Below are 14,673 nucleotides of genomic sequence, written 5' to 3' on the forward strand. Positions count from 1 at the left end.
AAATTGAGCCAAATACATCCGAGTACGCCTTGGCCGACATACCTCGCCTCGGTAAGTCCCGACCTGCTCCGCGTGGTGATCAAGACGTTCGCCGAAGCGCTGATGTCCGCGGAGGCCGTGTCCTGTGTGGTGCTGAGTACGGGCAGGTCAGCGACGAGCGGGTCAACCATCGCAACGGCTACAGCTCACGCGAGTGGGACATGCGGGCTGGCACGATTGAGCTGACCGTTCCCAGGGAGACCCTCACCACCAGCCCCGAAGCCGTGATCCACATCGCCTTCGGCACCGCCGGTGACGGCCGACTGTTCTTCAACGAGCACGGCGGCATCGTCGGCTCCTCCACATACGACGGTGTCTGGCACGAGGCCCGTGAACTGGCCCTCCCACCCGATCTGGTCAGCTCGCCCCTCCCGGCCCGCCCCTACGACTTGCGCCACTCGGCCCTGTGGACCTGGCTGAACGCCGGCGTCGATCCCGCCGAGGTCGCCGATCGAGCCGGCAACAGCGTCGAGGTCCTTATTAACCGCTGTGACGATGGCCCTTCTCGACGATCGTCCGGGGAGGCCGTCCGATGATCTGCTCAGGAAGGCGCTCCGCAACTGGGCCTTCGTCCTTCCTGGTCCGGACGAGCGCGAATTGCCGACCGAGATCGCGAACACCTTGCACTGGGTGGCCAAGGCGTCACGCCCCCTCTCGGACCTCGGTGACGCCGCGATCGGTAGGGCCGTCCTGGACTCGCTCAAGCTGAAGCTCGACGGGACGGCGGCGGCCGCGGAGACCGTTCGCCGCAAGCGTCGGACACTCGTCAACGCGATGCACTACGCGGTAGACCTTCGGGAGTTCAAAGAGAACCCGATCACGAGCATCCGCTGGAAAAAGCCGAAGGTTGCCGGGGAAGTCGACCCCCGGGTGGTCGCCAATCCCCAGCAGGCTCGTTCCCTGCTGACTGCTGTCTCGTACGTGGGTGGGTACGGCCGCGCGCGTGGCCGCCGACTCGTCGGCCTGTTCGCCTGCATGTACTACGGCGCCCTCCGCCCGGCTGAGGCCGTCGGCCTCACCAGTGCCGACCTGAAGCTGCCCGAGGTCGGGTGGGGGACAGCACTGCTGAACCGGACGCGCCCCAGTGTCGGCAAGCAGTGGACCGATTCCGGCGAGACTCACGACGACCGAGGCCTCAAGAACCGACCGGCGGAGGAGGTCCGGCTCGCACCAATCCCGCCCCAGCTCGTCACCATCCTCCGGCAACACCTCGACTCCTTCGGCGTTGCCGAAGACGGGCGGCTGTTCACCAACGAACGCGGGGGAGTGGTCGGCTCGTCCACGTACTACCGCGTCTGGCAGGAGGCTCGGGCGCTGGCGCTCCCGCCGGCCGCGGTCACCTCACCGCTCGCCGCCCGGCCCTACGACCTACGCCACTCGGCGCTGTCGACGTGGCTCAACTCCGGTGTGGACCCTACAGAGGTCGCCGAACGTGCGGGTAACAGCGTTGAAGTCCTACTGAGCCGCTACGCCAAGTGCATCGACGGGCGGCAGGCGATCGCCAGCCGCAAGATCGAAGAGTTGTTGCGTGAGTACGAGTGATCATGCGCGGCATCGGCTTGGCTCCCGCAGATCCGCAGCTCTCCGTGGGGTCCAGCGTCGGGAAGGGGGGCGATATTGCTGCTACCGGGATAAAAGGTTAGCCTGCCCTAAGCTACTTAGGTGATCCCGGGGTTGAGGATGTCGATGGTCTCAGTGCAGTTGGGTGCGCTTCAGCGCGGTCTGTCCGTGCCGACGGATTCAGCGGGGGATGCGCGACTGGCCGACCTGCGACCCGGGATGAGTGGCCAGGTGATCGACATCGACGAGTCGGTCGAGCCGAGCACCGCGCGACGACTGTTCGATTTGGGGTTCGCTCCCGGCGCTGAGGTCACCGTGCTGCGGAAGGCGCCGCTTGGCGACCCCGTTGTCTTCCAGATCGTGGAATACGAGGTGGCACTGCGCAAAGAGCAGGCTGCCGGCATCCGTGTACGGCGCACTGCATGAGCGCGCACTGCGGTCCGGTGGCCCAGACTGTCACCGGCAATACTCGTCTGGCTCTGGTCGGCAGCCCGAACTCGGGCAAGAGCACGCTTTTCAATGCCCTGACCGGCCTGCGGACCAAGACCGGCAACTACCCCGGAGTGACCGTCGCGCGCTATGAGGGGACAGTGCGTGTCGGCGAGCACGAGGTGGTCATCGAGGATCTGCCGGGAACCTACAGTCTCGACCCGATCAGCCCGGACGAGCAGGTCGTCGCCGATGTGCTCGACCCGGATAACCCGGGCATCGGCACACCCGACGGGATTCTCGTCACGATCGACGCGACGACGCTGCGCCGTTCCCTCGGGCTACTGGCCCAGGTCATGCAGACCGGTCTACCGATCTGTGTGGTGCTCACCTTCCGTGACGAACTGGCCCGTCGCGGCGGCACCCTTGACGTCTCGGCCCTCCGCCGTGCACTCGGCGTACCGGTCGTCGCGGTGACAAGCGGATCACGCAATGACCTGGCGCAGTTGCAGTCCATGCTGCTCGACTGGGCCGCATGGGAGCGGCCGGTCGTCGCGCCGCCCACCGATCCCTCACAGAGGCGGGCTTGGGTGGAGTCGCTGCTGCAGAGCGCGGACTACCAGGTACCCGAGGTCGATCACCGCACGCGGCGCATCGATGCAGTACTGCTGCACCCGCTGTGGGGCACACTCATCTTCTTCGCGACCATGTTCGCGTTCTTCCAGATCATCTTCACCGTTGCGACACCGCTGCAGGATGCGGTGCAGAGCCTCTTCGACTGGCTCGGCACGCTGGTCACCGAATACGTCTCGAACCCGTTGCTCGCCGGCTTCCTCGGCAACGCCCTGATCGGCGGCTTGGGCAGCGTACTGGTCTTCCTGCCGCAGATCGCCCTGCTGTTCCTCATGATCTCGCTGCTGGAAGGCAGCGGCTACCTCTCCCGTGCGGCCTTCCTGATGGACCGACTCATGGCCAAGGCCGGGCTGGAGGGCCGGGCGTTCGTCGCCCTGCTCTCCTCCCTCGCCTGCGCCATCCCCGGCATCATGGCCACCCGCTCCCTCCCGTCGGCCAAGGACCGCTTCGCGACCATGATGGGCGCGCCGCTGATGACCTGCTCGGCGCGTCTGACGGTCTATGTGCTGCTGACCGGCCTGCTGGTGAGTCCCGATACCAGCGTCGGTCCCTTCGGTGCCCAGGGCGTCGTCATGTTCGCCCTGTACCTCGTCGGCGCGCTCTCGGCCATGGCGACGGCCTGGGTCTTCAAACGGTTCAGCAGCCGGGGCGGGCCGGTGCTGCCGTTCTACATGGAGATGCCGTCCTACCGGCTGCCGCGGCCGCGGGCGGTGATCGAGGCCATGTGGAGCGCCTGCAAGGGCTTCCTTCACAAGGTCGGCCGGATCATCCTGCTCGTCACCGTCGCGATGTGGCTGCTGCTCAGCCTGCCCATGCACAGCGATGCCCAACTGCGCTCCGCCGGAGTCGACCCGACCGACCGGACCGCCGTCTCGGCCTACGAGGTCGACCACAGCTACGCCGCCGACATCGGTCATGCCATCGAACCCGTCTTCGAGCCCCTTGGGTTCGACTGGCGGATCAACATCGGCGTGCTGGGATCGCTGTCAGCCCGCGAGGTGTTCGTCGCCACGCTCGGCCAGGTCGCCGCCGCCCAGAACCCCGACCAGCCGGCCGAAACCCTGGCACGCATGACCTACACCGACGGGCCGCACCAGGGAGAGAAGCTCTTCACCCCGGCCACGACGGCCGCCCTGCTGGTCTTCTTCCTCTATGCACTGCAGTGCATGTCGACGGTCGGGGTCATGCGTCGTGAGACCGGCTCGTGGAGATGGCCCGCGGTCGCCTTCGGCTACATGTTCGTGCTGGCCTGGACCATGGCCTTCCTGACGCACACCGTCGTAGGACTGCTGGCATGAGCATCGTCCCCATGCACCCCGAGGCCACGGCCGACCCGCAGGCCGTCCGCTGGGTGATCCCCGCCGGCACGCTGCCGGTCGTCGGAGAGATCGCCGAGGCCCCGGACGAGCTCGGGGACATGCTCCACCGCGAAGACATCGCCTCCATCGAGGTGGAGACAGGGGCCGTGGTGATCCGGCTCGCCGACGGCCAGAGCTGGTCCGGCACAGGAGCACGAGTACGCGACGCGCTCAGCGTCGCACTGCAACACCCCCAGCGGTGGCGGCCGGCCGACGTGGTCACCGAAGACGTCCTGCTGCGCGCCGCACTGCAGGACGTCCTGGACGGATCCGCCGGCGACTACATCCGCTCCCACGGCGGCGAAGTGACGATCGTGTCCGCCCACGATCGGCACGCGGAGGTGCGGATGGCGGGCACCTGCAGCCACTGCCCAGCCGCCGGATTCACCCTCCACTCCCGCCTCGAATCGGAACTGCGCGCCCGCTTCCCCGACCTGGTCGAACTGCGCGCCACGGAGGAGCCCGGCAAGGCGGCAAGGCGCACATGGCTCACCCTGCGCCGCCGCAGCGCGTGACCGTCCAAGACAGGGGCGGCGACGGATCCGTTGCAACCACTTTGGCCGACAGGCTGCGCGCGGCTTCCGCCGGCAGTCACAGGCTCCTGTCGGCGGAAGGGCCACGGCCATGGAGGAGCGCGGGCCCGTGGACTGGGCCAGGGGCCTTCCCATTCGTAGGGGTTGACCTGGGCAGACGCTTCAAGATCCTGTCCACGAATAGTCCACAGCCGGCGTCCTAGGGCCGCTCGGCGCTGCATCCGCTTGCACATACAAGAAGACCCCGGCCTCAGCGTTTCCGCTGGTGACGGGGTCTTTGGGCACCTCATGCTGGGTGCCCCCGGCAGGATTCGAACCTGCGCACACGGCTCCGGAGGCCGTTGCTCTATCCCCTGAGCTACGGGGGCGGGTCGGGCGCGTTGTTTGCGCGGCGACGGGTAGAACACTACCAGTTCCGGGACGGTGGTCATGAACGTTTTCCGGTGGGGTCCCGGGGGGTGGGTCCCCCGGACGGGGCGGAAGTGGGGAAAAGCCGGACGCGGTGGCCGGTGCCGACCTACTCTCGAGTGGTGCCAGCCGCTTCGGGACGGGTGCTTGTTGTGGACGACAACAAGGTCATCCGGCAGCTGATCAGGGTCAATCTTGAGCTTGAGGGGCTCGAGGTCGTGACCGCGGCCGACGGTGCCGAGTGTCTGGAAGTCGTGCATCGGGTGCAGCCCGATGTCGTCACGCTCGATGTCGTCATGCCGCGGCTGGACGGGCTGCGGACCGCCGCCCGGTTGCGGGCCGATCCGCTCACCCGTGATCTCCCCCTCGCCATCGTCAGCGCCTGTTCTCAGTACGAGATCGAGGCCGGGCTCGACGTCGGCGTCGACGCCTTCCTCGCCAAGCCCTTCGAGCCGGCCGAGCTCGTGCGGCTCGTGCGGCGGTTGATCGACGGTGGGGCTCGTGGGGCCGGGGAGGCCGAGCCCGCCGGGCGTAGTAGCGGGTGATTCCTCCACGGCGGATTCCTTCACGATGGATTCGCCGTCGCCGCGCCCCCGCTGCTGGTTCCCGCTGCATCCGTCCACATGGCGATACCGCGCCCAAACCAGTTCGCATACCCACCCCCCTCCTCCCCTACGCTTGGTCCCGTGACCCCCGTGGAGCTCTCCCGTACCGTGCTCAGCGCGGTCCGTCGCGCTGTCGACGTGGGGGAACTCGACGTCAGCGTGCCCGAGCGGGTCCTGGTCACGCCGCCTCGTCCCGGCGGTTGCGGCGACTACGCCACCAACGTCGCCCTTCAGCTCGCCCGGCCCGCCGGGCGGCCCGCCCCCGTCGTCGCCCAGGTGCTCCGGGGCCATCTGCTCGGCCTCGACGGCATCGGCGACGTCACCGTCACCGGGCCCGGGTTCCTCAACATCAGCCTCCGCGACGCCGACGCGGAGGCCGCCCTCGTGCGGTTGGTGGAGGACGTTCGGCGGGCCGGTGAGCGGTACGGGTACGCCCCGGGGGCGGCCGGGACCGTCGTCGAGCTGCGTTGTCCACGTGAGGTCCGCGCCCTCGTCGTCGCGGATGTCGTTGCCCGGCTTCTCCGGTCCCAGGGGAGCGAGGCACGGGTCGTCCCCGTCGGCCCCATTCCCGTCCGCTGGGAGCAGATCCTCGACGTCCACGCCGAACCCGTCGGCGACGACACCGTTCCCGCCGTGCACGTCCGGCCCGTTCCCGCCCCCGCCGACCCCCTTCCTCTCGGCCGTGACGCCGGCCGCTGGGCCCTCCTTCATCCCGCCGGTCACGACCGGCCCCGTGTCGGCGGCGAGCACCTCGTCCAGCGTGAGAGCAACCCGCTGTTCCGCGTCCGGTACGCCCACGCCCGCATCCGGGCCCTCGGCCGCAACGCCGCCGACCTGGGCTTCGGGGCCGAGGCGGGTCCCGTCGACGTGGCCCCGCCCGAGTTGCTCACCCTGCTCGCCGACCATCCCCGCGTGCTCGCCCGCGCCGCGGACCACCACGCCCCCGATGTTCTCGCCCGGCACCTCGTCAGCGTTGCCGATGCCGTGCTGCCGTTCCTCGCGACCGTGCTGCCGCGCGGGGACGAGAAACCCTCGGCCGCCCACCGCGCCCGGCTCGCCCTTGCCGAAGCCGCCGGGACGGTGCTGGCCGGTGGCCTGTCCCTGCTCGGCATCGACGCACCCGAACACCTCTGAGAGAGCCCACAGAGAGCCGCACTGACATGAGCCGTTCCGCACACCCCGCCGGGCCCCGTTACGCCGATGTCCTGCCCGAGGGGCACTACTCCGCCCCGCCCGCCGACCTCAACGCCCTCGACCCCAAGGTCTGGGCACAGAGCGTCGGCCGGCGCGAGGACGGTGTCGTGACCGTCGGCGGCCTCGCCGTCACCGACCTCGCCGAACGCTTCGGCACCCCCGCCTACGTCCTCGACGAGACCGACTTCCGGGCCCGGGCGAGGGCCTGGCGCAACGCCTTCGGGCACGACGCCGACGTCTTCTACGCCGGGAAGGCGTTCCTGTCCCGGGCCGTCGTGAAGTGGCTCGACGAGGAGGGCCTCAACCTCGACGTCTGCTCCGGCACCGAACTCGCCACCGCGCTCTCGGCCGGAATGCCCGCCGAGCGGATCGCCTTCCACGGCAACAACAAGTCGCCGTACGAGATCGAGCGGGCCGTCGGGGCCGGGGTCGGGCGGATCGTGCTGGACTCCTTCCAGGAGATCGTGCGCGTCGCCCACATCGCGCAGTCCCTCGGGAAGCGGCAGCGGGTGCAGATCCGGATCACGGTCGGCGTCGAGGCGCACACGCACGAGTTCATCGCCACCGCGCACGAGGACCAGAAGTTCGGCATCCCGCTGGCCGGGGGACAGGCCGCCGAGGCCGTACGGCGGGCCCTCCAGCTCGACGGGATCGAACTCGTCGGGATCCACTCCCACATCGGGTCGCAGATCTTCGACATGTCCGGCTTCGAGGTGGCCGCGCACCGCGTGGTGCGGCTGCTCAGGGACATCCGCGACGAGCACGGGATCGAGCTGCCGGAGATCGACCTCGGCGGCGGGCTCGGGATCGCGTACACCAGCAACGACGACCCGCGCGAGCCGCACGAGATCGCCAAGGCGCTGACCGAGATCGTCACCCGTGAGTGTGAGGCCGCCCGGCTCCGTACGCCCCGAATCTCCGTCGAGCCGGGGCGCGCCATCGTCGGGCCGACCGCCTTCACGCTCTACGAGGTCGGCACCATCAAGCCGCTGGAGGGGCTGCGGACGTACGTGTCCGTCGACGGGGGCATGTCGGACAACATCCGCACCGCGCTCTACGACGCCGAGTACAGCGTCGCGCTCGTCTCCCGTGTCTCCGAGGCCGAGCCGATGCTCGTGCGGGTCGTGGGCAAGCACTGCGAGAGCGGGGACATCGTGGTCAAGGACGCCTTCCTGCCCGCCGACCTGGCACCCGGTGACCTCATCGCCGTGCCGGCCACGGGCGCGTACTGCCGGTCGATGGCCAGCAACTACAACCACGCGCTGCGTCCGCCGGTCGTCGCCGTCGCGGGCGGGGACGCCCGGGTGATCGTCCGCCGGGAGACGGAGGAGGACCTCCTGCGGCTCGACGTCGGATGACGCCCGGCGGCACCCGGAAGAGCCAAGGAAGAGGACGGTGACAGCGGGCGGCGCGGGACGGCCGGAAGATCTCCTGTCTTCCGGGCCGACGAAAATGAAATAAACGTCTCAGGATCCGGACAAATAGCAGAAACTGCGTTCCGGTGAAGGAGACTGGTCCAACCGTAGACGGTATGAGGAAACGAGGTCGGATGATGCGTACGCGTCCGCTGAAGGTGGCGCTGCTGGGCTGTGGGGTCGTCGGCTCAGAGGTGGCGCGCATCATGACGACGCACGCCGACGACCTCACGGCCAGGATCGGGGCCCCGGTGGAGCTCGCCGGGGTCGCCGTGCGCCGTCCCGGCAAGGTGCGCGAGGGCATCCCCGCCGAACTCGTCACCACCGACGCCACCGCGCTCGTCAAACGCGGCGACATCGACGTCGTGGTCGAGGTCATCGGGGGGATCGAGCCCGCCCGGACGCTCATCACCACCGCCTTCGAGCACGGCGCCTCCGTCGTCTCCGCGAACAAGGCCCTGCTCGCCCAGGACGGGGCCGCCCTGCACGCCGCCGCGGAGTCGAACGACAGGGACCTCTACTACGAGGCAGCCGTCGCCGGTGCCATCCCGCTGATCCGGCCGCTGCGCGAGTCCCTCGCCGGGGACAAGGTCAACCGGGTGCTCGGCATCGTCAACGGCACCACCAACTTCATCCTCGACAAGATGGACTCCTCGGGCGCGGGCTACCAGGAGGCCCTCGACGAGGCCACCGCGCTCGGGTACGCGGAAGCCGACCCGACCGCCGACGTCGAGGGGTTCGACGCCGCCGCCAAGGCCGCCATCCTCGCCGGGATCGCCTTCCACTCGCGCGTACGGCTCGACGACGTCCACCGCGAGGGCATGACCGAGGTCACCGCCGCGGACTTCGTCTCCGCCAAGGAGATGGGCTGCACCATCAAGCTGCTCGCCATCTGCGAACGGGCCGAGGACGGCGGGTCCGTCACCGCGCGCGTGCACCCCGCGATGATTCCGCTCACCCACCCGCTGGCCTCCGTGCGCGGCGCCTACAACGCCGTGTTCGTCGAGTCCGACGCGGCCGGGCAGCTGATGTTCTACGGCCCCGGCGCCGGCGGCTCGCCCACCGCCTCCGCCGTGCTCGGCGACCTCGTCGCCGTCTGCCGCAACCGGCTCAACGGGGCCACCGGGCCCGGCGATTCGGCGTACGCGGCGCTGCCCGTGTCGCCCATGGGCGACGTCGTCACGCGCTACCACATCAGCCTGGACGTCGCCGACAAGCCGGGTGTGCTCGCCCAGGTCGCCACCGTGTTCGCCGAGCACGGGGTTTCCATCGACACTGTTCGCCAGCAGGGCAAGGACGGTGAGGCCTCCCTCGTCGTCGTCACCCACCGCGCCTCCGACGCCGCCCTCGGCGGGACCGTGGAGGCGCTGCGCAAGCTCGACACCGTGCGGGGTGTCGCCAGCATCATGCGGGTTGAAGGAGAGTAACCAGCAATGACCCACCAGTGGCGCGGAATCATCGAGGAGTACCGGGACAGGCTGCCGGTGTCCGACAGCACGCCGGTCGTGACGCTCCGTGAGGGCGGTACGCCCCTCGTGCCCGCGCAGGTGCTCTCCGAGCGCACCGGCTGCGAGGTCCACCTCAAGGTCGAGGGCGCGAACCCGACCGGGTCCTTCAAGGACCGCGGCATGACGATGGCGATCAGCAAGGCCAAGGAGGAGGGCGCGAAGGCCGTCATCTGCGCCTCCACCGGCAACACCTCCGCCTCCGCGGCCGCCTACGCCGTACGGGCCGGGATGGTCTCCGCGGTGCTGGTGCCGCAGGGCAAGATCGCGCTCGGCAAGATGGGCCAGGCCCTCGTGCACGGCGCGAAGATCCTCCAGGTCGACGGCAACTTCGACGACTGCCTCACGCTCGCCCGCGCGCTCAGCGACAACTACCCCGTGGCGCTGGTCAATTCGGTCAACCCGGTGCGTATCGAGGGGCAGAAGACGGCCGCCTTCGAGATCGTCGACATGCTCGGCGACGCGCCCGACATCCACGTCCTGCCGGTCGGCAACGCGGGCAACATCACCGCCTACTGGAAGGGCTACCGCGAGTACGCCGCGGACGGCGCCGCCACGAAGACGCCCCGCATGTGGGGCTTCCAGGCCTCCGGCAGCGCCCCGATCGTGCGCGGCGAGGTGGTCAAGGACCCGTCGACCATCGCCACCGCGATCCGTATCGGCAACCCCGCCTCCTGGTCGTACGCGCTGGCCGCGCGCGACGAGTCCGGCGGGGCCATCGACGAGGTGACGGACCGTGAGATCCTGCGCGCCTACCGGCTGTTGGCCGCGCAGGAGGGCGTCTTCGTCGAGCCGGCGTCCGCCGCGTCCGTGGCCGGCCTCCTGAAGGCCGCCGAGCAGGGCAAGGTCGACCCCGGCCAGCGCATCGTGTGCACGGTCACCGGCAACGGCCTCAAGGACCCCGACTGGGCCGTCGCCGGCGCCCCCCAGCCGGTCACGGTCCCGGTCGACGCGGCCACGGCGGCCGAACGCCTGGGCCTGGGCTGACGGCCGCGCGGGAGGCCATGGCGCCTCCCGTACCGTCGACGACGACCGCGCCGACGGCCGCCGACGACCGACGGCGTCCGGCTCCGCGAGGACCGGCGCCGGCCGGACCGGTTGCGGTCGGCCGTCGCCGGTTCAGCCGTCCGCCGCCCGTACGTCGTCGCCTGCCCGACCGCGGTGGCCCCAGGGCGCCGGACACGTACGGCACCGAGTGCCTGAGTACGGCCCGCTCGACGGCACCCGCCCGGCGACGCGCCCGCCGGTGGCACCCGCCGTCGACGCCCCGACCGCCCCGTTTCGCCCGGTCGGCGCAACGCGCGCGCACCGCGCAACGTACGCAACCACGTGGCGTGCGGAGGCGTCTCCCACAGGGGACTTCGGCGGAGGGTGGCACAGGGGGCTTGCGACACGCATCGTGCGCCTCCCGTGCGCCCTATGTCGCCACTGAACTTTCCTTCGATAGGCTGTAGGGAACCCGACCGCCGCACACGCCCACGCAGGTGGCGGCGCCGCGCCGTCCGTGCGGCCCGAGGGTCTTCCCGTTCCTGTCGAGTGTCATTCGACCATCACGCAGCTCAAGGAGAGTCAACGAGCGATGGCCGGTCCCGCGTTCCGCGCCGCCGCCGTCCGGGTGCGCGTCCCCGCCACCAGCGCCAACCTCGGCCCGGGCTTCGACGCCCTCGGCCTGTCGCTGGGGCTCTACGACGACGTCGTGGTCCGGGTGGCCGACTCCGGGCTGCACATCGACATCGCCGGCGAGGGCAGCGAGACGCTGCCGCGGGACGAGAAACACCTGCTCGTCCGTTCGCTGCGTACCGCCTTCGACGTACTCGGCGGACAGCCGCGCGGCCTGGAGATCGTCTGCGCCAACCGCATTCCGCACGGCCGCGGCCTCGGCTCCTCCTCCGCCGCCATCTGCGCCGGAATAGTCGCGGCCCGCGCCGTGACCATAGGCGCCGAGGCCAGGCTCGACGACACGGCGCTGCTCGAGCTGGCCACCGAGATCGAGGGCCACCCGGACAACGTGGCGGCCTGTCTGATGGGCGGGTTCACCCTTTCCTGGATGGAGGCCGGAGCCGCCAGGGCCATCAGGATGGAGCCCTCCGATTCCATCGTTCCGGTGGTTTTCGTGCCGGGAAAGCCGGTGCTCACCGAAACCGCGCGCGGCCTGCTCCCGCGCACCGTTCCGCACGTGGACGCCGCCGTCAACGCGGGCCGCGCCGCCCTGCTCGTCGAGGCCCTCACCCGGCGCCCCGAGTTGCTGCTGCCGGCCACCGAGGACCGTCTCCACCAGGAGTACCGCGCCCCCGCCATGCCGGAGAGCGCGGCACTGGTGGAACGGCTGCGGGCGGACGGCATCCCCGCGGTCATCTCCGGCGCCGGACCCACCGTCATGGCACTCGCCGACGCGGGCACCGCGGACAAGGTGGAGCAACTGGCGGGCGCCGACTGGGCCGCCAACAGGCTGAGTCTCGACCTGCAAGGAGCCTGCGTACTGCCGCTGTCGGCAGGCGCGGAGATCTGAAATCCGGCGGTTGCCGGATTTCGAGAGGGGGAATGTTTGTTGGATCCGGTAGTGTTAACCTCAAGTCTGCACCCGACCCCACCATGGCGAGGTGCTTCGTGTCCCCGTCCGGGACAGACATTCCTCCGGGAGCCCCCCAAGCCGCACTGTGTGGTGTACGTCGTACCTGGGCAGTACCTCGTATGCGCACACTGAGCGGTCCGCCGGGCACGCTCCGGAATCGGTGCGACCACGCCACGTGACTCAGTGACACTCGATGCCGCTGATGGCCGAGGAAGCGCCAATCACCAGATATCTCTTCCGCCGTTTTGGGCGGACCACCGCCCCGGCACGGTTCACCAGCAAGGACCGAAGCCGGACAGCACAACCGGTCGCCGAGCCAGACAGGCCGACGTCCGCTCCAGGGAAGGACCCTTCGTGAGCGACACCACCGATCTGATGGGCGCACGTGTCGAGGAGACCGCTGCCGCGCCCGCCACGGACGCCTCCGCGCCTGCCAGCGGTGCCGGCTCCCGGCGGCGCCGCGGTACCGGCCTCGAGGGCATGGTGCTGGCCGAGCTGCAGCAGGTCGCATCCGGCCTCGGTATCAGGGGCACCGCGCGCATGCGCAAGAGCCAGCTGATCGAGGTCATCAAGGAGGCGCAGGCGGCCGGGGGTGCCCCCGCCGCGAAGGCCGCGCCTGCCGCGGGGGACGCCACCGAGACCAAGCCGAAGCGCCGCACCACCTCACGGACCCGTACGGCCGACGAGGCCGCGCCCGCGAAGAAGACGGCCGAGGCCGCCGCCAAGCTCTCGAACGACGTGGAGCAGCCGGGCGCCCCCGCCAAGGCCGTGGCGCAGCAGCAGATCGAGATCCCCGGCCAGCCCGCTGGGAGCGCCGCCCGCTCGGGCGAGGCCGAGCGTGGGGGAGACGAAGCTCCGGCCGAGCGCCGCCGGCGCCGGGCCACCGCCGAGGCGGGCGCCCCGGCGGGTGGCGCCGAGACCGTCGCCGCCGAGGCGAAGGGCGAGTCGAAGGCCGAGAACCAGGCCCAGCAGCAGTCGCAGGGCGACGCCGCTGACGGCGGCGAGGGCCGCCGCCGCGACCGCCGCGAGCGCGGCCGGGACCGCGACCGCCGCGGCAAGGGCGACGACCAGCAGGGCCAGGGCGGCCAGCAGCAGCGCCAGCAGGGCCAGCAGCAGAGCGGCGGCCGTCAGGACCGCCAGCAGCGGCCCGACGAGGACGGGGACGACTTCGACGGTGGCCGCCGGGGCCGTCGCGGCCGCTACCGCGACCGCCGTGGCCGTCGTGGCCGTGACGACGTCTCCGAGCCGCAGATCACCGAGGACGATGTCCTGATCCCGGTCGCGGGCATCCTCGACATCCTCGACAACTACGCCTTCATCCGGACGTCGGGCTACCTGCCGGGTCCCAACGACGTGTACGTCTCCCTCGCCCAGGTCCGCAAGAACGGCCTGCGCAAGGGCGACCACGTCACCGGCGCGGTCCGTCAGCCGAAGGACGGCGAGCGCCGCGAGAAGTTCAACGCGCTGGTGCGGCTGGACTCCGTCAACGGCATGGCGCCCGAACACGGCCGTGGGCGGCCCGAGTTCAACAAGCTGACGCCGCTGTACCCGCAGGACCGGCTCCGTCTGGAGACCGACCCCGGCGTCCTGACGACCCGCATCATCGACATGGTCTCGCCCATCGGCAAGGGCCAGCGCGGTCTGATCGTGGCCCCGCCGAAGACCGGCAAGACCATGATCATGCAGGCGGTCGCCAACGCGATCACGCACAACAACCCCGAGTGCCACCTGATGGTCGTCCTCGTCGACGAGCGTCCGGAAGAGGTCACCGACATGCAGCGGTCGGTGAAGGGCGAGGTCATCTCCTCGACCTTCGACCGTCCGGCCGAGGACCACACCACGGTCGCCGAGCTCGCCATCGAGCGCGCCAAGCGTCTGGTGGAGCTGGGTCACGACGTGGTCGTGCTGCTGGACTCGATCACCCGTCTGGGCCGTGCGTACAACCTGGCGGCCCCGGCCTCCGGCCGCATCCTGTCCGGTGGTGTCGACTCGACCGCCCTGTACCCGCCGAAGCGGTTCTTCGGTGCGGCCCGCAACATCGAGGACGGCGGTTCGCTGACCATCCTCGCCACCGCCCTGGTGGACACCGGGTCCCGCATGGACGAGGTGATCTTCGAGGAGTTCAAGGGCACCGGCAACATGGAGCTCAAGCTCGACCGGAAGCTCGCCGACAAGCGCATCTTCCCGGCGGTGGACGTGGACGCGTCCGGTACCCGCAAGGAAGAGATCCTGCTCGGCAACGAGGAGTTGGCCGTCGTCTGGAAGCTGCGCCGGGTGCTGCACGCGCTCGACCAGCAGCAGGCGATCGAGCTGCTCCTCGACAAGATGAAGCAGACCAAGTCGAACATCGAGTTCCTGATGCAGATCCAGAAGACCACGCCGACTCCCGGCAACGGCGACTGATTGTTCTGCCGCCGAGCAA

At 70.2% G+C, this 14,673-nt stretch carries 11 protein-coding genes, 1 tRNA gene and 1 pseudogene; 12 read left to right on the top strand and 1 reads right to left on the bottom strand.

The features are described 5' to 3' along the window. The first annotated feature begins 29 nt into the window (after positions 1–29). From ACIOWN_RS30360 to ACIOWN_RS30380, 5 genes and pseudogenes are all read left to right on the top strand, one after another. Positions 30–575, top strand: coding sequence for a transposase (locus ACIOWN_RS30360; RefSeq protein WP_401983921.1), 546 nt, complete (start codon positions 30–32; stop codon positions 573–575). Next, positions 520–1,581, top strand: a pseudogene (locus ACIOWN_RS30365) (tyrosine-type recombinase/integrase); the annotation flags it as partial. The gene ACIOWN_RS30360 and the pseudogene ACIOWN_RS30365, both read left to right, overlap by 56 nt. 144 nt (positions 1,582–1,725) lie before the next feature. Next, entirely contained in the window at positions 1,726–2,025 is a 300-nt protein-coding gene (locus tag ACIOWN_RS30370) for a FeoA family protein (RefSeq protein WP_358729259.1), read from the top strand. Next, positions 2,022–3,959, top strand: coding sequence for a ferrous iron transporter B (locus ACIOWN_RS30375; RefSeq protein WP_401983922.1), 1,938 nt, complete (start codon positions 2,022–2,024; stop codon positions 3,957–3,959). The genes ACIOWN_RS30370 and ACIOWN_RS30375 overlap by 4 nt, the downstream gene beginning before the upstream one ends. Continuing rightward, positions 3,956–4,534: a NifU family protein gene (locus tag ACIOWN_RS30380; protein WP_362355225.1), complete on the top strand. Its 579-nt coding sequence runs from the start codon at positions 3,956–3,958 to the stop codon at positions 4,532–4,534. Before ACIOWN_RS30375 ends, ACIOWN_RS30380 begins: the two co-directional genes overlap by 4 nt. A 314-nt stretch (positions 4,535–4,848) precedes the next feature. Here the strand turns inward: ACIOWN_RS30380 and ACIOWN_RS30385 are convergent. After that, a tRNA-Arg gene (locus ACIOWN_RS30385) sits at positions 4,849–4,920 on the bottom strand. A 114-nt stretch (positions 4,921–5,034) separates the two neighbouring features. Here ACIOWN_RS30385 and ACIOWN_RS30390 point away from each other — a divergent pair. From ACIOWN_RS30390 to rho, 7 genes are all read left to right on the top strand, one after another. Further along, entirely contained in the window at positions 5,035–5,505 is a 471-nt protein-coding gene (locus ACIOWN_RS30390; RefSeq protein ID WP_362355399.1) for a response regulator, read from the top strand. Positions 5,506–5,646: 141 nt separating this feature from the next. After that, positions 5,647–6,699: an ArgS-related anticodon-binding protein NrtL gene (gene nrtL, locus ACIOWN_RS30395; RefSeq protein ID WP_401983924.1), complete on the top strand. Its 1,053-nt coding sequence runs from the start codon at positions 5,647–5,649 to the stop codon at positions 6,697–6,699. Between the two features lie 26 nt (positions 6,700–6,725). Beyond that, positions 6,726–8,117, top strand: a complete 1,392-nt coding sequence (gene lysA, locus ACIOWN_RS30400; protein ID WP_362355231.1) for a diaminopimelate decarboxylase — start codon at positions 6,726–6,728, stop codon at positions 8,115–8,117. A 191-nt stretch (positions 8,118–8,308) separates the two neighbouring features. Next, positions 8,309–9,601: a homoserine dehydrogenase gene (locus tag ACIOWN_RS30405; RefSeq protein ID WP_100568056.1), complete on the top strand. Its 1,293-nt coding sequence runs from the start codon at positions 8,309–8,311 to the stop codon at positions 9,599–9,601. Between the two features lie 6 nt (positions 9,602–9,607). Beyond that, on the top strand, positions 9,608–10,666 hold the full coding sequence (thrC, locus tag ACIOWN_RS30410) for a threonine synthase (protein ID WP_362355234.1): 1,059 nt from the start codon (positions 9,608–9,610) through the stop codon (positions 10,664–10,666). Positions 10,667–11,258: 592 nt separating this feature from the next. Beyond that, positions 11,259–12,188, top strand: a complete 930-nt coding sequence (thrB, locus tag ACIOWN_RS30415) for a homoserine kinase (RefSeq protein ID WP_100568054.1) — start codon at positions 11,259–11,261, stop codon at positions 12,186–12,188. Between the two features lie 417 nt (positions 12,189–12,605). After that, positions 12,606–14,654 carry a transcription termination factor Rho gene (gene rho, locus ACIOWN_RS30420; protein ID WP_362355237.1) on the top strand — a complete coding sequence of 683 codons (2,049 nt, stop codon included), beginning with the start codon at positions 12,606–12,608 and terminating at the stop codon, positions 14,652–14,654. Positions 14,655–14,673: the final 19 nt, after the last annotated feature.

The sequence above is a fragment of the Streptomyces sp. NPDC087787 genome, from assembly GCF_044743035.1.
Classification (GTDB): domain Bacteria; phylum Actinomycetota; class Actinomycetes; order Streptomycetales; family Streptomycetaceae; genus Streptomyces.

What these genes read in the sequence shown, in the direction of transcription:
- thrB (WP_100568054.1), top strand. Translation starts at nt 11,259, where the DNA reads ATGGCCGGTCCCGCGTTCCGCGCCGCCGCCGTCCGGGTGCGCGTCCCC.
- lysA (WP_362355231.1), top strand. Translation starts at nt 6,726, where the DNA reads ATGAGCCGTTCCGCACACCCCGCCGGGCCCCGTTACGCCGATGTCCTG.
- ACIOWN_RS30380 (WP_362355225.1), top strand. Translation starts at nt 3,956, where the DNA reads ATGAGCATCGTCCCCATGCACCCCGAGGCCACGGCCGACCCGCAGGCC.
- ACIOWN_RS30405 (WP_100568056.1), top strand. Translation starts at nt 8,309, where the DNA reads ATGATGCGTACGCGTCCGCTGAAGGTGGCGCTGCTGGGCTGTGGGGTC.
- ACIOWN_RS30370 (WP_358729259.1), top strand. Translation starts at nt 1,726, where the DNA reads ATGGTCTCAGTGCAGTTGGGTGCGCTTCAGCGCGGTCTGTCCGTGCCG.
- thrC (WP_362355234.1), top strand. Translation starts at nt 9,608, where the DNA reads ATGACCCACCAGTGGCGCGGAATCATCGAGGAGTACCGGGACAGGCTG.
- ACIOWN_RS30375 (WP_401983922.1), top strand. Translation starts at nt 2,022, where the DNA reads ATGAGCGCGCACTGCGGTCCGGTGGCCCAGACTGTCACCGGCAATACT.